The sequence below is a fragment of the Cellulomonas humilata genome (genome assembly GCF_013359775.1).
GTDB classification, from domain to species: Bacteria; Actinomycetota; Actinomycetes; order Actinomycetales; family Cellulomonadaceae; genus Cellulomonas; species Cellulomonas humilata.
The window spans coordinates 315,067-337,403 of sequence record NZ_JABMCI010000071.1; the positions used below are offsets into that span (position 1 = coordinate 315,067).

Here is a 22,337-nt window from a genome sequence, read left to right on the forward strand (position 1 = left end):
TTCTTAGAGCGGGGCGTCGACGTCGACCAGCACGCGCTGGCCGTCGACGGTCACGGGGTAGACGGGGACGGAGCGCACGGCGGGCGGCCCGGTGGGCTTGCCGGTGCGCAGGTCGAAGCGGGAGCCGTGGAGCCAGCACTCGATCGTGCAGTCCTCCACCTCCCCGTCCGACAGGGAGACGGCGCCGTGCGAGCAGATGTCGCTGATGGCGTGGAGCTCTCCGGCGGAGTCGCGCACGAGCGCGACCTCGACCGTGCCGTGCTCAGCCTCCAGCTCGACGCGGAGCGTGCCCTCGACGGGCACGTCCTCGTCGTAGCAGGCCAGCTGGGCGCTCATGCACGCTCCGTCGTGAGGGACACCTCGGAACCCTCGACGTGAGTGATGGCCGTCGTGTCTTCTGACAGCGCGTCGAGCACACTCATCGACTTCTCGAGCTCGCGCTCGATCGCCCCGATGAGGCGCTCCTCGATCGACGGGACGCCGATCTCGTGGATGAGCTCCGCGAAGAAGCCGCGCACCACGAGCCGGCGCGCGTCGGACTCCGGGATGCCGCGGGCGCGCAGGTAGAAGAGCTGCTCGTCGTCGAACCGGCCGGTCGCACTGGCGTGCCCGGCACCCTCGATGAGACCGGTCTCGATCTCGAGGTTGGGCACCGAGTCGGCGCGGGCGCCGTCGGACAGGACGAGGTTGCGGTTGAGCTCGTACGTGTCGGTGCCCTCGGCGGCGGCCCGGATGAGCACGTCACCGACCCACACCGTGTGCGCACCCTCGCCCTGGAGCGCGCCCTTGTACGTGACGCGCGAGATGCAGTTAGGCACCGCGTGGTCGACGAACAGGCGCTGCTCCTGGTGCTGGCCGGCGTCGGCGAAGTACAGGCCGACCATCTTCACGTTCGCGCCCTCGCCGACGAACTCGGCGTCGGGCGTGATCCGCACGACGTCGCCGCCGAGCGTCACCGCGATGTGCTTGACCGTCGCGTCGCGGCCGATGCGCAGCCGGTGCGAGGAGGCGTGCACCGAGCCCTCGGCCCAGTCGTGCACCGTGACGACGGTCAGGTGCGCGCCCTCGTCGGCGACGATCTCGACCGTCTCCGTGAGCGCGGCGTGCCCGACGTGGTCGATGACGACGACCGCCTGCGACAGCGGCTCGGCGTGCACGAGCAGGTGCGTGGCGCTCGGCTCGAGCGCGGCCTCGTGCGTGCCGGCACCCTCGACGCCCTCGATCCGGATCGACGTCACCTCGGAGGCGACGGCCTCCTTGGGGATCGTGACGATCGTGGCGCGCGGGAACGAGGCCCACGCGACGGCCGCGGTGCGGTCGCCGGGCTTGCCGGCCTTGCCGAGGCGGGCGTCGTCGCGCTCGACGATCTCGACCCGCACCTCGGGCGCCTCGACCACGGTCGTGAGCACGCCGTGGCCGTCGAGCACGCCGTCGGTCGCCGCCGCGAACAGCGGTGCCAGCCGGGCGACCGGCGCGAAGCGCCACTCCTCCTCGCGTCCGTTCGGCACCGGGAAGTCGGCGACGTCGAACGAGGTGGGGCGGGACGCCCGGGAGGCCTCGGGAAGCGGCCCGACCCCGTGGCTGTGGCTGCCGTCAGCCGTGGCCCGGGAGTGGTCCGTCGAGAGGTCTGTGGTGGTCGTCATCAGCCGACGGCCCCTTCCATCTGGAGCTCGATGAGGCGGTTCAGCTCGAGGGCGTACTCCATGGGCAGCTCACGGGCGATGGGCTCGACGAACCCGCGCACGATCATGGCCATGGCCTCGGTCTCGGGCATGCCTCGGGACATCAGGTAGAACAGCTGGTCCTCGCTCACGCGCGACACGGTCGCCTCGTGGCCCATCGACACGTCGTCCTCGCGGACGTCCACGTACGGGTACGTGTCCGAGCGGGAGATCTGGTCGACCAGCAGCGCGTCGCAGAGCACGTTCGACGCGGAGTGGTGGGCACCCTCGAGCACCTGGACCAGCCCGCGGTAGGACGTGCGACCGCCGCCGCGCGCGACCGACTTGGAGACGATCGAGCTGGAAGTGTACGGCGCGGCGTGCACCATCTTGGCGCCGGCGTCCTGGTGCTGGCCCGCACCGGCGAACGCGATCGACAGCGTCTCGCCGCGCGCGTGCTCGCCCAGCAGGTAGATGGCCGGGTACTTCATGGTCACCTTGGAGCCGATGTTGCCGTCGACCCACTCCATGGTGGCGCCCTCGGCCGCGGTCGCCCGCTTGGTGACCAGGTTGTACACGTTGTTCGACCAGTTCTGGATGGTCGTGTACCGGACGCGCGCGTTCTTCTTGACGATGATCTCGACGACCGCGGAGTGCAGCGAGTCGCTCGAGTACACCGGTGCCGTGCAGCCCTCGACGTAGTGCACGTACGAGCCCTCGTCGGCGATGATCAGCGTCCGCTCGAACTGGCCCATGTTCTCGGTGTTGATCCGGAAGTAGGCCTGGAGCGGGATCTCGACGTGCACGCCCGGCGGCACGTAGACGAACGAGCCACCCGACCACACGGCGGTGTTGAGCGACGCGAACTTGTTGTCCCCGGGCGGGATGACCGAGCCGAAGTACTGCTCGAAGATCTCCGGGTGCTCCTTCAGAGCAGTGTCGGTGTCGAGGAAGATGACGCCCTGCTCCTCGAGCGACTCCTGGATCTGGTGGTAGACCACCTCGGACTCGTACTGCGCGGCGACGCCGGCGACGAGGCGCTGCTTCTCGGCCTCCGGGATGCCCAGCCGGTCGTACGTGTTCTTGATGTCGTCGGGCAGGTCCTCCCAGCTGGTGGCCTGCTTCTCCGTCGACCGCACGAAGTACTTGATGTTGTCGAAGTCGATGCCCGACAGGTCCGAGCCCCACCAGGGCATGGGCTTCTTGTCGAACAGGCGCAGCGACTTCAGGCGCGTCTTGAGCATCCACTCGGGCTCGTTCTTGAGCGCGGAGATCTCGCGGACCTTGGCCTCGGACAGGCCACGGGTGGCGACCGCCCCGGCTGCGTCGGCATCGTGCCAGCCGTAGTTGTAGTTCCCGATGGAGGCGATGGCCTCGTCCTGGGTCATCTGCGGGGTTGCCGCAGTGCTGTCGGTCTGTGCACTCATGCTGAATGTCCTTCCACGGAGAGCACGGGGTGGGCAGGGGCGGTGGAGATCGGGATGTTCGTGGTGCAGACGTGGCCGCCGCCGGCCAGCGTCGAGAGGCGCTGCACGTGCACGCCGAGGAGCCGGGAGAACGCCCGCGCCTCGGCCTCGCACAGCTGCGGGAACTGGTGCGCGACGTCCTGGACGGGGCAGTGCCCCTGGCACAGCTGCATGGCGGCTCCCCCGGGGGCGGGTCGCGCGGAGGCGGCATACCCGTCCGCGGCGAGGCCGTCCGCCAGCGCGCGGACGCGGGCGGCGACGTCCGGTCCGGCGGCGTCGACGGCGACGGCGTGCCGCTCCTCGAGCTCGCGGACGCGCTGCTCGGCGAAGCCCTGGACGGCCTGCGGGCCGGCGGTCTCGGCGAGGAAGCGGAGCGCCTGCGCGGCGAGCTCGGAGTACCGGTGCGAGAGCGCGGACTGCCCGTGGCTGGTCACGACGTACCGGCGCGCCGGGCGACCGCGACCCTTCGGCCCGTTGGCTCCGTCGTGCACCGTGATCTGGTCCGTGGCCTCGAGGACACCGAGGTGGCGACGGATGCCGGCGGGCGCGAGGTCGAGCTGCGCGGCGAGCTCGGCGGCGGACACCGGACCGGCCGCGGCGATGATCTGGAGCACGCGCTGGCGGGTGCCGGCGTCGAAGTCCGTGGCGGTGTCCGCGGTGGGGTGGTCGACTGCACGCAGCGTCGCGTTCATGCACACCTCCGTCGGGTCTTCGGTACGAGCGGCCGCGCACGGATGTCTGAGAGAAGGGGCCGCGATATTGGCAACATCCTTGTTGCGAATATCCATCCCCGCAAGCAAGGTGAGCCTTCGCTCAGGGTCGCGTCCCTCACACCGGCACCGTCCGGCGAGCGCCCTAGACTTCCCTCTCGTGCCCGACTCCCCCGCGCTCGAGATCTCCGGGCTCGTCAAGCGCTACGGCGGCCGCGCCGTCGTCGACGGGCTCGACCTCGTCGCCCACCGCGGACAGGTGACCGCGGTCCTCGGGCCCAACGGCGCCGGCAAGACCACGACGGTCGAGTGCTGCGAAGGTCTGCGGGAGCCCGACGGCGGCTCGGTGCGCGTCCTCGGGCTCGACCCGCTCGCCGACGCCCGGGACCTGCGCCCGCGGGTGGGGGTCATGCTCCAGGACGGCGGGCTGCCGACCGGCGTGAAGGCGCACGAGATGCTCGCGCACGTCTCCCGGATGTACGCCGACCCGCGGGACGTGGGCGAGCTGACCGAGCGCCTCGGGCTCGGCTCGTTCGCGCGGACCACGGTCCGGCGGCTCTCCGGGGGCCAGCGCCAGCGGCTCGCGCTCGCCGCGGCGATCGTCGGCCGGCCCGAGGTCGTGTTCCTCGACGAGCCGAGCGCGGGCATGGACCCGCAGACCCGGCACGCCGTCTGGGACCTGGTGCGCGAGCTGCGCGACGAGGGCGTCGCCGTCGTCCTCACGACGCACCTCATGGACGAGGCCGAGGACCTCGCCGACCATGTCGTCGTGGTCGACCACGGCCGCGTGATCGCCGAGGGCTCGGTGCCGTCGCTCGTCTCGTCCGCCGACGACCGCACCCTGCGGCTCGAGACCACCCCCGGCCTCGCCCTGCGCGACGCGCTGGGGACGGACTTCGACGTCACCGAGCCGCGCGACGGCTCGTACACGGTCACCGGGGCCGTCGACCCCGAGGCGGTCGCGGCGGTGACGGCCTGGCTCGCCGCGCACGGGGCGCTGGCCACCCGGTTGACCGTCGGGCGTCGCACCCTCGAGGACGTCTTCCTCGACCTGACCGGACGGAACCTGCGATGAGCACGGCAGCCCCGACGACCCAGCGCGTCCTCGCGCAGACCGCGTTCGAGGCGCGCGCCATCCTGCGCAACGGCGAGCAGCTGCTCGTCACGCTCATCGTGCCCGTCCTGGTGCTCGCCGGTCTGTCGAGGGTCACCGCGATCGACCTGGACACCGGCGGCGCCAGCCGGATCGACTTCCTCACGCCCGGCATCCTGGCGCTCGCGGTGATGACGTCGTCGTTCACCTCGCAGGCCATCGCCTCCTCCTTCGACCGCCGGAACGGCGTCCTGCGGCTGCTGTCCACCACCCCGCTCGGGCGCGGCGGGCTGCTCGCGGGCAAGGTGCTGGGCGTCCTCGTGGTCGAGCTCGTGCAGGTGGTCGTGATCGGCGCGGTCGCGCTCCTGCTCGGCTGGCGCCCCGACCCCGCGGGCCTCGTCCTGGCCCTCGTGGCGATCGTCCTGGGCACCGCCGCCTTCACCGCGCTCGCCCTGCTCGTCGCGGGGACGCTGCGTGCCGAGGCCGTCCTCGCGCTCGCCAACCTGCTGCTGCTCGTCCTCGCGGTCGCCGGCGGGGTCGTCATCCCCGCCGAGCAGCTGCCCGGCCCGATGGCCCACATCGCCCTGCTGCTGCCGTCGGGCGCCCTCGGCGAGGCCATGCGCGAGACGCTGATGCACGGCGCCCTACCCGCTTGGTCGGTCGTGGTCCTCGTCGGCTGGACCGCCGCCCTGGGCTGGGGTGCGAGCCGGCTGTTCCGCTGGCACTGAGCACCGTTCCGCTGGCACTGACCGTCGGCACAGAGCGCGGTTCCGTGCGCCGAGCGCTGTGACGCGCCTCGCCCACGGGCCGGTCCGGTGCGTGGTGGCCGGACCGTAGGCTGGTCGTCGTGAGCTCGTCCCCTGCCCTCGACACCCGCCAGTCGACCCTGGACCGGTTCCGCGACCGGTGGACCTGGACCGCCGTGGTCGCCAACCTCGTCGGGCAGATCGTCATCATCGTCACCGGCGGTGCGGTGCGGCTGACGTCCTCCGGCCTCGGGTGCTCCACGTGGCCCCAGTGCGAGCCCGGCCAGTTCACCCCCCAGCTCCACAGTGCGACGTCGTTCCACCCGTACGTCGAGTTCGGCAACCGGACCGTCAGCGTGCTGCTCGTGGCCGTCGCCGCCGTGGTCGCGGTCCTCGTGGTCCTCGACCGGCGCCGGCCGTGGTCCTACCGCCGCCTCGGGCTGGTCCCCGTCGTCGGCGTGCTGATCCAGGCCGTCATCGGCGGGATCACCGTGCTGGTGGACCTGCACCCCGCGATCGTCGGCAGCCACCTGCTCATCTCGATGGCGCTCGTCGCGTTCTCGGCGTGGCTGGTCGTGCGGACCAGCGAGGGCGACGGTCCGGCCGTCCGGCTCGTGGACCGCACCACGACGCTCGCCGTGCGCGCCCTCGTCGCGCTCACCACCGTGGTCCTCGTGCTCGGCGTGGTCGTCACCGGCGCCGGCCCGCACTCCGGCGACGACGAGGTCGGATACCGCTTCGGCGTCGACCCGTGGCTCATGGCCAAGCTGCACGCGGCCTCCGTCTGGGCGTTCGTCGCGGTGCTCGTGGTCGTCCTGGTCCTGCTGCGCCGCCGCGGGGTCCGGGGGCGGCCGTGGACCACGGGTCTGGTGGTCCTCGCCGTCACGCTCGGCCAGGGCGCCATCGGCTACGTCCAGCTGTTCACCGGCCTGCCGATCGCGCTGGTCAACCTGCACATGCTCGGCGCGGCACTGCTCGCGGCTGCGGTCACGTTCTTCGTCGGGAGCCTGCGCACGCGGGGTGCCTGACGTGCTTCGTCCCGGTATCTGCTGTTCTCGTGTCGGTGGTCTCTCCTAGCCTCGAACCATGGCAGACGCGATCACCGCTCAGGGACTCGTCAAGCGATACAAGACCGTCACGGCCCTCGACGGGGTCGATCTGGCCGTGCCCACCGGCTCCGTGCTGGGCCTGCTCGGTCCCAACGGGGCCGGCAAGACGACCATCGTCCGCATCCTCACCACGCTCCTGCGGCCCGACGCGGGCTCGGCCACCGTGGCCGGCGTGGACGTCCTGACCAAGCCGCGGGACGTGCGGCGACGCATCGGCCTGTCCGGCCAGTACGCCGCCGTCGACGAGTACCTCACCGGCTTCGAGAACCTCGACATGATCGGCCGGCTGTACCACCTGGGCGCCAAACGCTCCCGGGAGCGGGCGCGGGAGCTGCTCGCGGCGTTCCGGCTCGAGGACGCGGCAGACCGACCGTCCAAGACCTACTCGGGCGGCATGCGCCGCCGGCTCGACCTCGCCGGCGCGCTCGTCGCGGACCCGCCGATCATCTTCCTCGACGAGCCGACCACCGGGCTGGACCCGCGTGGCCGCACCGAGATGTGGGAGGTGATCCAGAACCTCGTGGCCGGTGGCACCACCCTGCTGCTCACCACGCAGTACCTGGAGGAGGCCGACCTGCTGGCCGACGACATCGTGGTCATCGACCACGGCAAGATCATCGCGCAGGGCACCGCCGACCAGCTGAAGACCCAGGTGGGCGGCGAGCGCCTCGAGCTCACGGTCCGCGACCCCGACACACTGCTGGCCGCCCGGGACCTGCTCGAACCCCTCGGCGTGGGCAAGGCCGCACTCGACGAGGGCCGCCGCACGCTGCTCATGCCGATCAGCGGGGGCGCGCAGGTCCTCACCGAGGCGCTGCGCGTCCTCGACGACGCACACATCGGCATCGACGACGTGGGCCTGCGACGGCCCACGCTGGACGACGTGTTCCTGTCCTTGACCGGGCACGCCAGCGAGGAGGAACCGGAGGCCCGAGCGAGCGAGCCCGACCCGCCCCCGGCTCCGGGTCGTCACGCCGCCGCCCCACAGTCCGTCAGCGGAGGTGCCTGATGGCTGCGCCCACCGTGTTCTCGGACAGCTACGTCGTCGCCAAGCGCAACATCATCAAGATCAAGCGCGTCCCCGACCTGCTGGTCTTCACCACGCTCTCCCCGATCATGTTCGTGCTGCTGTTCGCCTACGTGTTCGGCGGCGCGATCGACGTCCCCGGCGGTGCCGACGCCGACGCCTACCGCGAGTTCCTCATGGCGGGGATCTTCGCCCAGACCGTCATCTTCGGTGCCACCATCACGGGCGCCGGCCTGGCGGAGGACATCAAGAAGGGGATCATCGACCGGTTCCGGTCCCTGCCGATGGCGCCCTCCGCCGTGCTGACCGGCCGCACCATCTCGGACGTCGCCAACAACATCCTGGTGCTCATCGTCATGTCTCTGACGGGCCTGCTGGTGGGCTGGGGCATCCACAGCTCGTTCGGCGAGGCGGCGCTCGGCTTCCTGCTGCTGCTGATCTTCTCGTACTCGATCTCGTGGATCATGGCGTGGCTGGGGATGCTGGTACCCAGCGTCGAGGTGTTCAACAACGCGACGTTCATCGTGATCTTCCCGCTCACGTTCGTCGCCAACACGTTCGTCCCGCTCGAGACGCTGCCGGCGCCGCTCCAGACGTTCGCCGAGTGGAACCCGGTGTCGGCGGTCACGCAGGCCTCCCGCGAGCTGTTCGGCAACATCCCCGAGGGGGTGCCGACCCCGGACGCGTGGCCGCTCCAGAACTCGGTGCTCTACACGCTGATCTGGGCGGCGATCTTCATCATCGTGTTCGTCCCGCTGTCCAACCTCCAGTACCAGCGCTCGACCAGCCGCTGAGCCCGGAGACGACGATGCCGCCCCGAGGGGCGGCATCGTCGTGCTCAGCGACCGTCAGACGGTCACAGCCTCCAGCGTCGACCAGCCGCGTGCCCGGGCCGCCGCGGCGGCGAGCACCCCGGTGACCGCCGTGGGGCTGCGCAGGCGCCCGGACAGCGCCGCATCGACGGCGTCGTCGAGCGGGACCCACACCGGCACCATGCCCGCTTCCTCGTCGGTGCGCGTGTGCAGGTCGGCCTCCGCCACGGGCTGCAGGTCGCGCGCCAGGAACACCCGGATCCGCTCGTCCGACCCGCCGGGCGTGGTGAAGAAGTCCACCAGCCGCCACCAGGAGCCGGCCACCAGGTCGGCCTCCTCGGCGAGCTCCCGTGCAGCGGCCACGGCGAGGTCCTCGTCCGGGACGTCGCGCAGCCCCGCGGGCGGTTCCCACAGCTCGGAGCGCACCGGGTGCCGGTACTGCGAGAGCAGCAGCACGCGGTCGTCGTCGTCGAGCGCGATGACCGCGACCGCACCCGGGTGCGCCACGTACTCCCGAAGCACCTGCGTCTCGCCGAGGTCCACCACGTCGCCGACCAGGTCGAAGATCCGCCCCGCGTGGATCACGTCGTGCGACACGACCGGGCGGGGCGCCTCGACGTCAGCGAGCATCAGGACTCGTCGCCGCGCTGCGCGAGGGCCGCCTCGACGAGCCCGGAGAACAGCGGGTGCGCCCGCGTGGGCCGCGACTTGAACTCGGGGTGCGCCTGCGTGGACACGTAGTACGGGTGCACGTCCTTGGGCAGCTCGACGAACTCGACCAGCGAGGTGTCGGGCGACACGCCGGAGATGACCAGGCCTGCGTCCTCGAGCTTGTCGCGGTACGCGTTGTTCACCTCGTACCGGTGCCGGTGCCGCTCGGAGACGCGCGTGGCCCCGTACGCCTCCGCGACGACGGACCCGGGCGTCAGGACGGCCTCGTAGGCGCCCAGGCGCATGGTCCCGCCCAGGTCACCGTCGCCGCCGACGATCGCCAGCTGCTCGGCCATCGTGGCGATCACCGGGTGCGCGGGGTCGGCGTCGAACTCGGAGGACGACGCGCCGTCGAGCCCGAGGACCGTGCGCGAGTACTCGATGACCATGCACTGGAGCCCCAGGCAGATGCCGAGCGTCGGGATGAGGTTCTCGCGCGCCCAGCGCAGCGCGCCGAGCTTGCCCTCGATCCCCCGGACGCCGAAGCCGCCGGGCACCAGCACGGCGTCGACGCCCTCGAGCGCCAGGCGGGCGCCCTCGGGTGTCTGGCAGTCGTCCGAGGTGACCCAGCGGATGACGACCTTGGTGTCGTGGTGGAAGCCGCCGGCGCGCAGGGCCTCGGTCACGGACAGGTACGCGTCCGGCAGGTCGATGTACTTGCCGACGAGCGCGACCTCGACGCGGTGGGACGGCTGGTGCACGCGGTGGAGCAGCTCGTCCCAGCCCTTCCACTCGACGTCGCGGAACGGCAGGCTCAGCCGCTGCACGACGTAGGCGTCGAGGCCCTCCGAGTGCAGCACCCGCGGGATGTCGTAGATGCTCGGCGCGTCCTTGGCGGTGACGACACCCTCGATGTCGACGTCGCACATGAGCGCGATCTTGCGCTTGGTGGCGTCCGGGACGTCGCGGTCGGCCCGCAGCACGATCGCGTCCGGCTGGATGCCGATGCTGCGCAGGGCGGCGACGGAGTGCTGGGTCGGCTTGGTCTTGAGCTCGCCCGACGGCCCGATGTACGGCACCAGCGAGACGTGCAGGAAGAAGCAGTTGTCGCGGCCCAGGTCGTGACGCACCTGGCGGGCCGCCTCGAGGAACGGCAGCGACTCGATGTCGCCGACCGTGCCGCCGATCTCTGTGATGATCACGTCGATGTCGGAGTTCGCCTGCTGGCGCATCCGCGTCTTGATCTCGTCGGTGATGTGCGGGATGACCTGCACCGTGTCGCCGAGGTACTCGCCACGACGCTCCTTGGCGATCACCTGCGAGTAGACCTGGCCCGTGGTCACGTTGGCCGAGCCCACGAGGTCCACGTCCAGGAACCGCTCGTAGTGGCCGACGTCGAGGTCCGTCTCGGCGCCGTCCTCGGTCACGAAGACCTCGCCGTGCTGGAACGGGTTCATGGTGCCCGGGTCCACGTTGAGGTACGGGTCGAGCTTCTGCATCGTGACGCGGAGGCCACGGGAGCGAAGGAGTCTGCCGAGGCTGCTCGCCGTCAGACCCTTACCGAGGGAGGAGGCGACACCCCCGGTGACGAAGATGTGCCGGGTCGTGGAATCCGACCGCCCGGAGAGTCGATGCGCGCGCTCTGTCACGGGATTCCAACCTACCCGACGATTGCCCGTTACCGGAGCACGGCGCGGGTGAGTCCGGACACGTCGTCGCTCCGGGGCCCGGCGGTCACAACGTCGGCGCGCTCGGGTTCGCGGGGTCCGGGACCCGGTCGACGACGACCGGCCGCGGCTCCGCCTCGATGCTCCGGAAGTCCCGCAGCGTCGCCCGGTCACCCAGAGCGAGCGCACCGGCGACGACGAGGGCGGCGATGATCCCGCCGCCCGCGGCCGCGCCGAGCGCGGTGAGCGGACCGTGGCCGCCGACCTCGGCGACCGCGTCCACGACCCACCGTCCCGCCAGGGCACCGACCCCGGCTCCGAGGACGAGCACCACCGCCGTGCGCGGCAGCCCCGCCGTCGCTGCTCTGCCCGCCGCGCGCCGCAGCAGCACGACCGCGACGACACCCCCGACGAGCATGCCGAGCGAGCTGGCTTGGGCCAGGGCGAGCAGGGTCGCCTCCGGGTCGTTCCCGGCGGGCGCCCGCACCGCTGCGAGCACGGGCGTCGCCACAGCGACGGTCCCCCATCCCGCGACGTTGGCCGTGATGGCGGCGCGCCCGCGCTCGAGTGCGTAGAGCGCCCGCGACGCGTGGAACATGAGCGCGAAGCCGAGCAGGCCCGGCATGAGCCAGGAGATCGTGAGCGTCATGGCACGCAGGCCCGTACCGCCGTCGGCGATGGCCACGAACACGTCCGTGACCGCGGGAGCGGCGGCGGCGACGGCGGCCGCACCGAGGGCCGCGGCGGCCAGCACCGCACGGGCGGTCCCGGACGCCATCCGGGCGAACGCGTCGTGCTCACCCGACGCCGCGCGCTGCGCGAGCCGGGGGAACGTCGACGTGGCCAGGGGCACCACGAGGACCGCGTAGGGCAGCAGGTACACCTGCTGGGACCACAGGTAGACCGACCAGGTGCCGGCGTTCCCGCGCTCGGCGGCCACCAGCAGCGCCACCAGCACCGAGAGCTGCTGAGCGACGAGCGAGCCCACCCCGGCGAACGCGAGGGCGGCCAGGCGCCGACCCGTGCCCGCGGGGAATCGCAGGGTCGGCCGGATGCGTACGCCCAGCCGCCGGACCGGCACGAACATCGGGAAGCACATCGCCGCGACGCCCAGCGTGGTCCCCCACCCGAGCACCGCCAGCGCCTCGGACGTGACTGCCGCGGGGTCGTCGAGCTCCCCGCCGGCGAGCGCCGCGTAGACCAGGTAGGTCGCGATGACGACGACGGACGACAGCACCGGAGCGAACGCCGGCCAGAAGAACTTCTTGTGCGCCTGAAGCACCGCGTAGAGGAGCACCGCGATGCCGTACATGGGCACCTGGACCGCGAAGACGGCGATGAAGTACTGGAGCAGGTCCCGCTGCGCGTCGTCGAGGCGCCCCGGCCACACCGACGCGATGAGCCCGCTGGAGGCCGCGAGTGCGGCGCCGAGAGGCACCAGCACCAGGAGCGTCCAGCCGAAGGTGGCGGACGTGATCGCGTCGATGTCCTTGCGCAGGCCGCGGGCGACGGGCAGCGCGAGCAGCGGCACGAGTGCGCCGGCCAGCGCGCCGCCCGCCGCGACCTCGAAGAGGACGTTGGGCAGCGTGTTGGCCGCGTTGTAGACGCCGCCGATGCTGCCGTCGTGGAACGCGTGCGCCTGGACGAGGTACCGGCCGAACCCGAGCACGCGGCTCAGGACGGTGACGGCGGCGATCATCGCAGCGGCGCCACCGAGACCGGCGAGCGTGCGCCGCGCGGCCGGGCTCACGCGGACCGGTCCGCAGGCGGGTCGACCGGCCGCCGACCCCAGCCGTCCACCTCGCGCAGCACCGGGGTGCGCTCGATGACGCGCGTGAAGCTGATCTTCTCGCTGGCGACGGTGAGCGCCACGACGACCGCGAGGCACGCGAGCCGCACGGGCCGCGGCGTGCTCAGCACCACGGCGGTCCCCAGCGTGGCCCCCAGGGCGTTCGCGCCACCGTCCCCGAGCATGTCCGCCTCGGCCAGGTCCTGGTCCATGGCAGCCCCCACCACGCCCAGCACCGAGGCACCTGCGCCGGCGCCGTCGCCCGGTCCGAGCGCGAGCGGGGCCGCGACGAGCGTGGCCGCCTTGAGCGCGCGTCCCGGGCGCAGGTCGAGCAGGTTCACGAGGTTGGCGCTGGAGGCGATCAGCGCACCCGACGCCGCGACGTCCGCCAGCCAGCCGACCGCCGAGCGCCGCGTGCCGTCCGCGCGGTGCCCCGGCGTGGCCACGGCGGCCGCGACGAGCGCCCCGCCGCCGATGCCGAGCACCTTCAGACCGCCGGTCGTGAGCTCGCCGCGCGCGAGAGCACCGAGGTGGCCGCGCAGCCCCTTGCGTCGCGACGACGTGTCCTCGGCGAGATCGTCGACCAGGCCGAAGGCCGCTCCGGACGCGGTCGCCAGCGTGAGCGCGACGGCCCCGCGTGGCGAGGGCGCGCCGACCAGTCCCCCGGCGAGCAGTCCCGCGGCCGCTGCAGGCCCCTCGAGCAGGCTGATCGGCTCACCGCGGTGGTTGATGCGGGTCCAGCGCGCCTGCCCGCCCGGCGCCTGGTGATCGAACGCTCCCCGCACGACGGCGGTCACTGCACTCGCGACGACACCCGCGAGGACGCGCCGAGGGACGCCTACCGTCATCCTTCGGTCCCGGCGGTGGGCTCCGTACCCTCGGGCAGCCGCGGCGTGCGGTCGACCGGTGGCAGGACCACGGCGGCCGGCAGCGGGGTCTCGTCGTCACCGAAGCCGTAGTGACCGTTGGTGCCGGCGATCCGGCCGGCCAGGGCGAGCGGCACGTTGACCTGCCCGGTGACGATCGCCGTGCCGGAGACGGTGGTGATCGTCGCGGCCAGGTCCTGGTCGGCGAGCACGGCGTCGGTCAGGCTGCCCTCGCCGCGAGGGCCGTCGGCGAGCACCGCGCCGGACGAGAGCTCCTGCGCGGCGCTGAGGACCGCGAGCTGGGCCTCGACGGTCGACTCCGACAGCTCGGGGCTCGGCGTCGCTTCCGTGGTCGGCTCCTCGCGGGGTACGCCGATGACCACGATCGCGTCCGCGGGGACCGTGACCTCGTCGGCCACGGTCACCAGCGGGCTGTCGCTCTCGCTCGACGAGAGCAGCTGGAGCAGCACCGAGGCGTCGTCGGAGAGCACGTCCGGGTTGGTGGGGTCCGACGTGACGAGCGCCTGCACCAGGGCGGAGGCGAGCTCCCCCTCGACACCGGCGTCGTCGGCCGGGACCGGGTCGAGGTACGTGAGCAGCTGTCCGACCAGCGCCTGGCGGAACGTGCGCGCGTCCGGGTCCATCCAGGTCTCCGTCAGGGTGACGTGCGCCGTCACGCTGGCACCGGCCTGCGTCAGCCGCGCGTCGATCGCGGTGCGGATCGACTCGTCGACCTCACCGAGCGCCACGACGGCGACCCGACGGTCCGTCAGCGTGCCGTCCAGAAGCTGCGGGCCGGCCGCGTCGATGTAGGTCTCGGCGTCCTGAAGGTCGCTCGACGTGGTGTCGAGCTCGGCCCGGAGCGCGTCCTTCTCCCCGCGGAGCTGCTCGACCTGGCCCGTGAGGGTGTCGCCGATCGTCTCCTTCAGCGGACCGGCACCCAGCGCGATGCCGACGGCCAGCGCCAGGAAGACCGAGATGAGCGAGACGATGTGGTAGCGGAAGTCGATCACGGTGCGAGGTCTCCGTCGGGTACGTCACCGGCGTTCGCCGGGACCAGGTGCAGGGCGAGGGCGGCGGCTGTGCTCGTCCGAGGGCTCATCCGAGGCGTCATCCGAACAGACCGCTCACCCACGACGTGATGTCGTCGATCCGGGCGCCCGAGAGGCCGATCAGGGTCTGGCCTGCCGCGGTCGACGCCAGCGCCACGCCGAGGGCGAGGAGTCCGGCGAGGACCAGGAGCGTCAGCTGGAGGTTGGAGATGCGGTTCCGGTAGAGCCGCGAGACGCCCTTGGCGTCGACGAGCTTGCTGCCGACGCGCAGGCGCGTGAGGAAGGTGCTCGCCATGCCGGAACGGCCCTTGTCGAGGAACTCCACCAGCGTGGCGTGCGTCCCCACCGCGACGATCAGCTCGGCGCCCTTGTCGTCGGCGAGCAGCATCGCGACGTCCTCGCTGGTGCCGGTGGCCGGGAACACGACGTGCTTGACGTCCAGCTGCTCGACGCGGGCGAGACCCGGCGCGCGGCCGTCGCGGTAGGCGTGCACCACGACCTCCGCGCCGCACATCAGGGCGCGGTCGGACACGGAGTCCATGTCGCCGACGATCAGGTCGGGCTTCCAGCCGGCGTCGAGGATCGCGTCCGCTCCCCCGTCGACCCCGATGAGCACAGGCCGGTACTCGCGGATGTACGGCCGCAGCGTGACCAGGTCTTCCTTGTAGTGGTAGCCGCGGACCACGATGAGAACCTGCCGGCCGTCGATCACGGTCGAGATGTCGGGCACGCCGACACCGTCGAGGAGCAGGTCCCGCTCGCGGCGCAGGTAGTCCATGGTGTTCGCGGCGAACGACTCCAGCTGCACGGAGAGGCCGGCGCGGGCCTCCTCCATCGCGGCGGCAACCGTGGCCTCGGTCTGCAGGACCCCTTCGGCGACGAGCGTCTCGCCGTCGTAGACGGCACCGTCCACCATGCGGAGCCGGTGGCCCTCGGTGAGAGACATGACGTCCGCGCCGAGGTCGTCGATCAGCGGGATCCCGGCCTCGATGAGGATCTCCGGGCCGAGGTTGGGATAGCGGCCCGACGTCGAGCGCGCGGCGTTGAGCACCGCGGCCGGCTGGCACGCCACCAGCGCCTCGGCGGACACGCGGTCGAGGTCCAGGTGGTCGATGACCGCGATGTCACCGGGGCGCAGACGCTTGGTCAGCCCCTTGGTCCGGGGGTCGACACGTGCCGGACCGGCGACGACGCCGGCTTCGGGCAGGGCGGTGCGTTTGCGCAGGGAGGCTCTCATCGCCGCTCATCGTCCCACGGACGAGAGCTCGAGCAGTTCTGCGGCGTGCGTCCGCGCGGCGTGCGAGTCCTCCTGACCGGACAGCATGCGGGCGAGCTCACGTACGCGGTCCTCCTGCGTGACCAAGCGCACGTCCGACTCGGTGACGACGTCGACACCGTCGGCGGTCGACTTGGTGACCACCAGGTGCCGGTCCGCGAACGCCGCGACCTGCGCGAGGTGGGTGACGACGAGCACCTGGCTGCCCTGCGCGAGGGACGACAGCCGCCGTCCGACCTCCACCGCGGCACGGCCGCCGACGCCCGCATCGACCTCGTCGAACACGAACGTCCCGGGCCGCGTGGCGCCCGGCGCGGTGGCCAGCGCGACCTCGATGGCCAGCATGACGCGGGAGAGCTCGCCACCGGACGCCCCCTTGCCGAGCGCCCGGGCCGGCGCACCCGCGTGCGGCACCAGCAGCATCTCGACCCTGTCGGCGCCGTGCGGTCCGGGCTCGTCGGCAGGCTCGACGACGACGCGCAGCTCGGCCCCGCCCATCGCGAGGCCCGCGAGCTCGTCGGACACCACCGTCGACAGCCGCTCGGCGCCGGCGCGTCGGCCGCTCGTCAGCTGCTCCGCGAGCGTGCCGAGCTCGGCGTCGAGGCGAGCGCGGTCCTCCCGCAGCTCGTCGATCCGCCCCTCGCCGCCGTCGAGGTCCAGCAGCCGCCGGCCGGCGGTGTCCGCCCAGGCCAGCACCTCGGCGATCGTCGACCCGTAGCTCCGGGTCAGGCTGCCGAGCTCCGCGCGACGACGCTGGGCGGCCTCGAGCCGCAGCGGGTCGGCCTGCAGGTCCTCCAGGTAGGCGGCGAGGTCGGTCGAGACGTCCGCGAGCAGGTACCCCGCCTCGGCGATGCGCGTGGCGAGCGCGGCGAGTGCGGGGTCGTGGCTGCCCTCGTGCTCGAGGAGCCGACGCGCGAGCTCGATGGTGCCGACGGCGGCGGACCCGTCGGCCCCGTCGTCCTCGCCGACGAGCGCCGTGTGCGCGCCCGCGGCGGCGGTCCGCAGGTCCTCCGCGTGCGAGAGCCGCTCGACCTCGTCGGCCAGCGTCACGTCCTCGTCCGGCTGCGGGTCCACCCGTTCGACCTCGGCCAGCCCCAGACGCAGGAGCTCCGCCTCGCGCGTGCGGTCCCGCGCGCGGTCGACGAGGTCGGTGAGCTCCGCATCCACCCGCGCACGCTGCGCCCAGGCACCGCGGTAGCTCGCGAGAAGCTCACGGTGTGCCGCACCGACGAACTCGTCCAGCGCCTCGCGCTGCACGGCGGGCGAGCGGAGCCGAGCCTGGTCCGCCTGCCCGTGCACCGTGACCAGCTCGTCCGCCAGCTCCGCCAGGAGCCCCTGGGGCACCGACCGTCCGCCCACGTACGCGCGTGACCGCCCCGTGGTGCCGTCGGAGCCCGCGCCGACGGTCCGCAGCAGGACCAGGCTCCCGTCGTCGTCCAGGTCGGCGCCCGCCTCGGCGGCGCGGGCGAGCGCGGGAGCGCCAGGGTCCAGCACCACGCGTCCCTCGACGGACGCGGTCGCCGACCCGACCCGCACCGTGGCCGGGTCCGCCTTGCCGCCGAGCAGCAGGTTGAGCGCCGTCAGCACCATCGTCTTGCCCGCACCCGTCTCGCCCGTGAGCACGGTGAGCCCGGGACCGAGCTCGACGTGCGCGCGGCCGATCACCCCGAGGTTCTCGATCCGGATCTCCTCGATCACGGCCGCACCTCCGGGTGGATGGAGCGCGTGGGCCGGGGTGCGCTGGGCCGCCCCCGCCAGCCGTCGACCGGCAGCCCGAACTTGTTCACGAGCCGGGTGGTGAACGGCGCCGGGGTCAGTCGCGCCAGGCGCACCGGGACGTCGCTGCGGGTCACCTCGACGCGCGAGCCCTGGGGTACCTCGAGCCGACGACGCCCGTCGAGCGTGACCAACCCCGCCGCCGGCGAACGCTCCAGGACCTCGATCGCGAGCGTGCTGCGGGGCCCGACGACCAGCGGCCGGGCGAACAGCGCGTGCGCGGAGATGGGCACCAGGATCATGCCGTCCACGTCCGGCCACACCACGGGCCCGCCGGCGGAGAACGCGTGCGCGGTGGAGCCGGTGGCGGTCGCCGCGACGATCCCGTCGCAACCGAACGACGACAGCGGGTGGCCGTCGACCTCGAGGAGCACCTCGAGCATGCGAGAGCGGTCGACCTTCTCGAGCGCCGCCTCGTTGAGCGCCCACCCGGTGCCGGTGCTGCCGTCGGGACGGAGCACCCGCACGTCCAGGGTGCCGCGCTCCTCGACGTCGAACTCGCCGGCGGTCAGCCGCCGCACCGCCTCGCCGACGTCCTCGCGCTCGCTCTCGGCGAGGAACCCGACGTGCCCCAGGTTCACACCGAGCAGGGCGACGGACGAGCCGCGGGTGAGCTCCGCGGCCCGCAGGATCGTGCCGTCGCCACCGAGCACGATCGCCAGCTCGAACGGCGGCAGGCTGGTGGCGTCTGCGTCCTCGGCGGCGAGCACGGGCTCGACGCCGGCGCGCTCGAGCTCGCGCACCACCTCGCGGGTGGCCGCCACGGCCTCCTCGCGGCCGCCGTGGGTGACCACCAGGGCGCGCCGGGTCATCGGTCCGCCTCCCCGCCCGCGAGCACCGCGGAGGTGATCCGGTCGACGGGGACCTCGACGGCACCCGCGACGTCCGGACGGCGGAACCACACGAAGAACTCGACGTTGCCGCTGGGGCCAGGCAGAGGGCTGCGCACGACGTCCCGCACGGCCAGCCCGAGCTCGGCGCCCGCGCGCGCGACGCCCAGCACGGCGTCGACCCACAGACCCGGCAGACGCACCACGCCGCCCGACCCGAGTCGCTCGCGCCCGACCTCGAACTGCGGCTTCACCATCAGCAGGAGGTCGGCGTCGTCACGGGCGACCTCGACGAGGGCAGGAAGAACGAGCGTGAGCGAGATGAACGAGAGGTCGGCGACGACCAGCTCCGGAGCGGGGGTGACGTCACCGCGCGTCAGGCTGCGGACGTTGACGCCCTCGCGGACGTCGACCCTCGGGTCCGCGCGCAGCTCGTCGACCATCTGGTCGTGGCCCACGTCGACCGCGACGACCACGGCGGCACCCCGGCGCAGCAGCACGTCGGTGAACCCTCCGGTGCTCGCGCCGGCGTCGAGGCAGTGTCGACCGTCGACCACCGGGCCGTCGGCGCCGAGCGCGTCGAGCGCACCCGCCAGCTTGTGACCGGCGCGCGAGGCGTACCCCGGGTCGGCGTCGTCGGACCGGACCGTCACCTCGCGCTCGTCGGTCACCTGTGCGGCGCTCCGCGAGACCTCGGAACCGTCGACGGTCACTCGGCCGGCCGCGATGAGCTCACCGGCGTGCCGACGCGACCGGGCCAGGCCGCGGCGCACGAGCTCGGTGTCGAGGCGTGTGGTCACCGCGGGTCAGCCCTCCGCGTCCGCGAGCCGGTCCTGGAGCGCCCCGTGGACCGCGTCGAACACCGCCACGTGGGCTCGCAGCGGCTGGTCCTCGAGACCCACCAGCGTCGACAGCGCCTCGTCGACCGCCGCGTCGGAGGTCGACTCGAGCTCCGACGCCCGTGCCGGTGCCGCTTCCATGCCGGTCTCGCTCACTGCGCCGCTCCTGACGTGGTCGTGTCCCGCCGTGGTCCCTGTGCGCGCCGACCTCGGCAGGCGCCCCCGCTGCACGGAGTCCGGGACCGCGCCCACGCTACCTGGCGGAGCCGACGTCGACCGGTCGCCACACACAGGCGCGACCGGTCCTCGTCACGGGCTCGCGAGGTCCGTCGCCAGCTCGGGGACCGAGCTCGGGTCGAGCTCCGCTCCGCCGTCGACGGAAGCCCAGGCCGCGGCGCACGCGGCGCGGACCACGTCGACCTGGCCCTCGACGGACGTGTCGGCAGTGCGGCCGAGCTCGAGCCGGCCGTCGACCACCCGCGCCGACGCGTCCCGCACGGTCCACCAGCCCTCCGCGGCCTGGTGCGGCTCCGGGTGCGCGACGAGCAACGAGCGCAGGTCCGCGCCGATGAGGTGCGGCCGCTCCCCCGGCACGGCGAGCACGTCGTCACGCGCCGAGCTCACGCCGGTCAGCACGTGCAGCCCGATGTAGCCGCCCGCGCGCGCACCGCCCAGGTCCGTGTCGAGCCGGTCGCCGATCACGAGAGTCTCGCGCGCGCCGACCCGCTCCACGGCCATCTGGTACATGGTCGGTGAGGGCTTGCCCGCGCTGTCCGGCACGACGCCCGTCGCCGCCTGCACGGCACCGACGAGCGAACCGTTCCCCGGTGCGAAGCCCCGTGCCGTCGGCAGGCTCAGGTCGAGGTTCGACGCCACGTGCCATGCCCCGCGGCCGACGGCATAGGCCGCCTCCGCGAGCTGCGGCCAGCCCACCTCGGGCGAGAAGCCCTGCGCGACCGCCGCGGGCTCGTCGTCGGCGGAGTGCACGACCTCGTACCCGGCCAGCCGCACGGCCGTGACCAGCCCGGCACCGCCGACGACCAGCACCTTCGACCCGCGCGGCAGCCGCGTCCGCAGCAGCTGCGCGGCCGCCTGCGCGGCGGTCATCACCTCGGAGGCGTGCGTGACGATCCCGAGGTCTGTGAGCTGGTCCGCGACCGACTCGGGCTCGCGCGACGCGTTGTTGGTGACGAACACCAGCCGCATCCCGCGCTCCCGCGCCGCAGTCAGCCCCTCGGCCGCACCGTCGATCGGCTCGTGACCGCGGTAGGCCACCCCGTCCAGGTCGACGAGCGCGAGGTCGAACCGGTCCGCCAGCGGCGTGTCCGAGCCGATGAGCCCGCCCGTCACCGACCGCCCTCCGCCTCGTCCGACTCCTGACCGCCCAGCAGGTTCTCCGGCTCGTCGAGCGTCCGGCCGTCGGCTGCACCGGCGTCGACGTACTCGTCCGGCTCGTCGGCCGTGGCGTCGTCCGCCTCGTCACTGCCATCGCTGGCGTCCTCGGCTCCGTCGACGACGTCGTTCTCCTCGTCGTCGGCGTCGTCATCCGTGTTGCGTGCGCTGTCGTCCGGGACGGTCGGTGCGGTGGCGTCCGCGACGGCCAGTGCGCTGTCGTCTGCGGCGGCCGGCGCCTCGAAGGCGTCCTCGTCGTACTCGCCGTCCTCGTCGAACTCGCTGAGGTCGAACGAGACCACCTCGTCCTCCACCTCGACATCGCCTGCGGCCTCGTCGAGCTGCTCCTGCGTGTACGGGGCCAGCTCGGCGGCGGCCTCGTCGGCACGCCCGGCTGCCTCGAGCGCAGTCGACCGCGCCTGAGCCACCCGCACGGCGACCAGACCGGTCGCCGCCCGCACCGCAGCGGTCGAGAGCGCCGCCACGGCCGCATCGGGCTGCTCGAGGTCCAGCCGCGCGCCGCTGACGACGATCGCCAGCTCGATGCTCGACTCGGCGTCGAGCGTGTCGGCCTCCGGCTCCTGCGCCAGGGCGAGTGCGCGCTCGGGCCTGCCCAGGCCACGCTCGCAGTCGGCCATGATCGCCAGGTGCTCCGAGGACCCGTTGAGCCGCCGCACCGTCCGCAGCTCGCGCAGCGCCTCGGCGTATCGGCCCGTCCGGTAGGCGGCCAGTCCGGCTGCCTCCCGCACGACGTCGACGCGACCCGCACGACGGACCGCAGCCTGCGCGTGCTCGTACGCCAGCTCCGGCTCGGTGTCGAGCAGCCGGCCGACCATCACCAGGTGACGACCGACGCCGTCGGCGTTGTCCTTGCTCAGCGTGCGCAGCCGGCCGCGGACTGCCCGGTCCAGGTCGCTGAACACGACCTCGTCCGGGATCTCGGGCGCGACGGCGCGCTCTTCCTGCGGGGGACGCGTGAGACGGCGGTCGTCGCCGCCCTCGCGACGCTCCCCGTTGGCGCCTGCGTGCGGCGCGGAACGGTCGTCCCGAGCCGGCCGGCCGCCCGGGCCGCGGCGGTCACCCGTCGCCGGTCGGTCGGCACGGTTGCCGGCCGCGGGCGGACGGGACGAGGACGTGCGCTGCGGACGGTCGCCCGTGGGGCGCCCGTTGCGGTCCTCGTACGAGGGACGCTGACCGGACGACGCCGGACGGTCCCCGGACGGTCGCCGGTCGGAGCCGCTGCGCTCACCGGACGACCGACCATCGCGAGCATCCGGACGCCCAGCGCCGGAACGATCACCGTAGGACGGCCGGTCACCCGAAGGACGGCCACCACCAGAACGATCGCCGTACGAGGGCCGGTCACCATCGGGCCGCTGGCCGTAGGACGGCCGGTCACCCGAAGGACGGCCACCACCAGAACGATCGCGGTCACCGTAGGACGGGCGGTCGCCCGAGGGACGGCCACCGCCGGAGCGGTCACCGTACGAGGGGCGGTCACCCGAAGGACGCCCTCCAGTTGAGCGGTCACCGTACGAAGGCCGGTCACCCGAAGGGCGCTGGCCGTAGGACGGG

21 protein-coding genes are annotated in these 22,337 nt (G+C 73.1%); 5 read left to right on the forward strand and 16 right to left on the reverse strand.

Annotated elements, in window-relative coordinates; all coding sequences use genetic code 11:
- Positions 1 to 3: 3 nt before the first annotated feature.
- From HP550_RS21750 to HP550_RS21765, 4 genes are read right to left on the reverse strand one after another with little or no spacing between them, the layout of a single operon-like run.
- Positions 4 to 336 (reverse strand): non-heme iron oxygenase ferredoxin subunit, encoded by a 333-nt coding sequence (locus HP550_RS21750; RefSeq protein ID WP_175349753.1) that lies wholly within the window; start codon positions 334 to 336, stop codon positions 4 to 6.
- Complete coding sequence (gene sufD / locus HP550_RS21755; RefSeq protein WP_175349754.1) at positions 333 to 1,643, reverse strand: Fe-S cluster assembly protein SufD; 1,311 nt, start codon at positions 1,641 to 1,643, stop codon at positions 333 to 335. Before sufD ends, HP550_RS21750 begins: the two co-directional genes overlap by 4 nt.
- Positions 1,643 to 3,088: a Fe-S cluster assembly protein SufB gene (gene sufB, locus HP550_RS21760; RefSeq protein ID WP_281362276.1), complete on the reverse strand. Its 1,446-nt coding sequence runs from the start codon at positions 3,086 to 3,088 to the stop codon at positions 1,643 to 1,645. Before sufB ends, sufD begins: the two co-directional genes overlap by 1 nt.
- On the reverse strand, positions 3,085 to 3,819 hold the full coding sequence (locus HP550_RS21765) for a helix-turn-helix transcriptional regulator (RefSeq protein WP_175349755.1): 735 nt from the start codon (positions 3,817 to 3,819) through the stop codon (positions 3,085 to 3,087). Before HP550_RS21765 ends, sufB begins: the two co-directional genes overlap by 4 nt.
- Positions 3,820 to 3,997: 178 nt before the next feature.
- Here HP550_RS21765 and HP550_RS21770 point away from each other — a divergent pair, with 178 nt between their 5' ends.
- The 5 genes from HP550_RS21770 to HP550_RS21790 all read left to right on the forward strand — a co-directional run bounded on the left by HP550_RS21770 (position 3,998) and on the right by HP550_RS21790 (position 8,606).
- Positions 3,998 to 4,912 carry an ATP-binding cassette domain-containing protein gene (locus tag HP550_RS21770; RefSeq protein ID WP_175349756.1) on the forward strand — a complete coding sequence of 305 codons (915 nt, stop codon included), beginning with the start codon at positions 3,998 to 4,000 and terminating at the stop codon, positions 4,910 to 4,912.
- Positions 4,909 to 5,658 carry an ABC transporter permease gene (locus tag HP550_RS21775; protein ID WP_175349757.1) on the forward strand — a complete coding sequence of 250 codons (750 nt, stop codon included), beginning with the start codon at positions 4,909 to 4,911 and terminating at the stop codon, positions 5,656 to 5,658. Before HP550_RS21770 ends, HP550_RS21775 begins: the two co-directional genes overlap by 4 nt.
- A gap of 119 nt (positions 5,659 to 5,777) precedes the next feature.
- Positions 5,778 to 6,704 (forward strand): COX15/CtaA family protein, encoded by a 927-nt coding sequence (locus HP550_RS21780; RefSeq protein WP_175349758.1) that lies wholly within the window; start codon positions 5,778 to 5,780, stop codon positions 6,702 to 6,704.
- Positions 6,705 to 6,762: 58 nt separating this feature from the next.
- Complete coding sequence (locus HP550_RS21785; RefSeq protein ID WP_175349759.1) at positions 6,763 to 7,794, forward strand: ATP-binding cassette domain-containing protein; 1,032 nt, start codon at positions 6,763 to 6,765, stop codon at positions 7,792 to 7,794.
- Entirely contained in the window at positions 7,794 to 8,606 is an 813-nt protein-coding gene (locus HP550_RS21790) for an ABC transporter permease (RefSeq protein WP_175349760.1), read from the forward strand. The genes HP550_RS21785 and HP550_RS21790 overlap by 1 nt, the downstream gene beginning before the upstream one ends.
- A 54-nt stretch (positions 8,607 to 8,660) precedes the next feature.
- Here the strand turns inward: HP550_RS21790 and HP550_RS21795 are convergent, their stop codons facing one another.
- The 12 genes from HP550_RS21795 to HP550_RS21850 all read right to left on the reverse strand — a co-directional run bounded on the left by HP550_RS21795 (position 8,661) and on the right by HP550_RS21850 (position 21,685).
- Positions 8,661 to 9,254, reverse strand: a complete 594-nt coding sequence (locus HP550_RS21795; protein WP_175349761.1) for an NUDIX domain-containing protein — start codon at positions 9,252 to 9,254, stop codon at positions 8,661 to 8,663.
- Positions 9,254 to 10,924, reverse strand: a complete 1,671-nt coding sequence (gene pyrG / locus HP550_RS21800; RefSeq protein ID WP_175349762.1) for a CTP synthase — start codon at positions 10,922 to 10,924, stop codon at positions 9,254 to 9,256. The genes HP550_RS21795 and pyrG overlap by 1 nt, the downstream gene beginning before the upstream one ends.
- An 85-nt stretch (positions 10,925 to 11,009) precedes the next feature.
- Positions 11,010 to 12,692 (reverse strand): lipid II flippase MurJ, encoded by a 1,683-nt coding sequence (murJ, locus tag HP550_RS21805; RefSeq protein WP_175349763.1) that lies wholly within the window; start codon positions 12,690 to 12,692, stop codon positions 11,010 to 11,012.
- Positions 12,689 to 13,579 carry a hypothetical protein gene (locus tag HP550_RS21810; protein ID WP_175349764.1) on the reverse strand — a complete coding sequence of 297 codons (891 nt, stop codon included), beginning with the start codon at positions 13,577 to 13,579 and terminating at the stop codon, positions 12,689 to 12,691. The genes murJ and HP550_RS21810 overlap by 4 nt, the downstream gene beginning before the upstream one ends.
- On the reverse strand, positions 13,576 to 14,610 hold the full coding sequence (locus tag HP550_RS21815; RefSeq protein ID WP_175349765.1) for a copper transporter: 1,035 nt from the start codon (positions 14,608 to 14,610) through the stop codon (positions 13,576 to 13,578). The genes HP550_RS21810 and HP550_RS21815 overlap by 4 nt, the downstream gene beginning before the upstream one ends.
- A gap of 97 nt (positions 14,611 to 14,707) precedes the next feature.
- Positions 14,708 to 15,886 (reverse strand): putative cytokinetic ring protein SteA, encoded by a 1,179-nt coding sequence (gene steA / locus HP550_RS21820; protein ID WP_175349766.1) that lies wholly within the window; start codon positions 15,884 to 15,886, stop codon positions 14,708 to 14,710.
- A gap of 6 nt (positions 15,887 to 15,892) precedes the next feature.
- Positions 15,893 to 17,623 (reverse strand): DNA repair protein RecN, encoded by a 1,731-nt coding sequence (gene recN / locus HP550_RS21825; protein ID WP_175349767.1) that lies wholly within the window; start codon positions 17,621 to 17,623, stop codon positions 15,893 to 15,895.
- On the reverse strand, positions 17,620 to 18,513 hold the full coding sequence (locus HP550_RS21830; RefSeq protein WP_175349768.1) for an NAD kinase: 894 nt from the start codon (positions 18,511 to 18,513) through the stop codon (positions 17,620 to 17,622). Before HP550_RS21830 ends, recN begins: the two co-directional genes overlap by 4 nt.
- Positions 18,510 to 19,331, reverse strand: a complete 822-nt coding sequence (locus HP550_RS21835) for a TlyA family rRNA (cytidine-2'-O)-methyltransferase (protein WP_175349769.1) — start codon at positions 19,329 to 19,331, stop codon at positions 18,510 to 18,512. Before HP550_RS21835 ends, HP550_RS21830 begins: the two co-directional genes overlap by 4 nt.
- A gap of 6 nt (positions 19,332 to 19,337) precedes the next feature.
- On the reverse strand, positions 19,338 to 19,526 hold the full coding sequence (locus tag HP550_RS21840; RefSeq protein WP_175349509.1) for a hypothetical protein: 189 nt from the start codon (positions 19,524 to 19,526) through the stop codon (positions 19,338 to 19,340).
- 153 nt (positions 19,527 to 19,679) lie between these two features.
- Positions 19,680 to 20,720 (reverse strand): HAD-IIA family hydrolase, encoded by a 1,041-nt coding sequence (locus tag HP550_RS21845; RefSeq protein WP_175349770.1) that lies wholly within the window; start codon positions 20,718 to 20,720, stop codon positions 19,680 to 19,682.
- Positions 20,717 to 21,685 (reverse strand): hypothetical protein, encoded by a 969-nt coding sequence (locus tag HP550_RS21850; protein ID WP_343048326.1) that lies wholly within the window; start codon positions 21,683 to 21,685, stop codon positions 20,717 to 20,719. Before HP550_RS21850 ends, HP550_RS21845 begins: the two co-directional genes overlap by 4 nt.
- Between the last annotated feature and the right edge of the window lie 652 nt (positions 21,686 to 22,337).

What these genes read in the sequence shown, in the direction of transcription:
- HP550_RS21785 (WP_175349759.1), top strand. Translation starts at nt 6,763, where the DNA reads ATGGCAGACGCGATCACCGCTCAGGGACTCGTCAAGCGATACAAGACC.
- sufD (WP_175349754.1), bottom strand. Translation starts at nt 1,643, where the DNA reads ATGACGACCACCACAGACCTCTCGACGGACCACTCCCGGGCCACGGCT.
- HP550_RS21830 (WP_175349768.1), bottom strand. Translation starts at nt 18,513, where the DNA reads ATGACCCGGCGCGCCCTGGTGGTCACCCACGGCGGCCGCGAGGAGGCC.
- HP550_RS21750 (WP_175349753.1), bottom strand. Translation starts at nt 336, where the DNA reads ATGAGCGCCCAGCTGGCCTGCTACGACGAGGACGTGCCCGTCGAGGGC.
- sufB (WP_281362276.1), bottom strand. Translation starts at nt 3,088, where the DNA reads ATGAGTGCACAGACCGACAGCACTGCGGCAACCCCGCAGATGACCCAG.
- HP550_RS21790 (WP_175349760.1), top strand. Translation starts at nt 7,794, where the DNA reads ATGGCTGCGCCCACCGTGTTCTCGGACAGCTACGTCGTCGCCAAGCGC.
- HP550_RS21795 (WP_175349761.1), bottom strand. Translation starts at nt 9,254, where the DNA reads ATGCTCGCTGACGTCGAGGCGCCCCGCCCGGTCGTGTCGCACGACGTG.
- HP550_RS21765 (WP_175349755.1), bottom strand. Translation starts at nt 3,819, where the DNA reads ATGAACGCGACGCTGCGTGCAGTCGACCACCCCACCGCGGACACCGCC.
- HP550_RS21775 (WP_175349757.1), top strand. Translation starts at nt 4,909, where the DNA reads ATGAGCACGGCAGCCCCGACGACCCAGCGCGTCCTCGCGCAGACCGCG.
- steA (WP_175349766.1), bottom strand. Translation starts at nt 15,886, where the DNA reads ATGAGAGCCTCCCTGCGCAAACGCACCGCCCTGCCCGAAGCCGGCGTC.
- HP550_RS21810 (WP_175349764.1), bottom strand. Translation starts at nt 13,579, where the DNA reads ATGACGGTAGGCGTCCCTCGGCGCGTCCTCGCGGGTGTCGTCGCGAGT.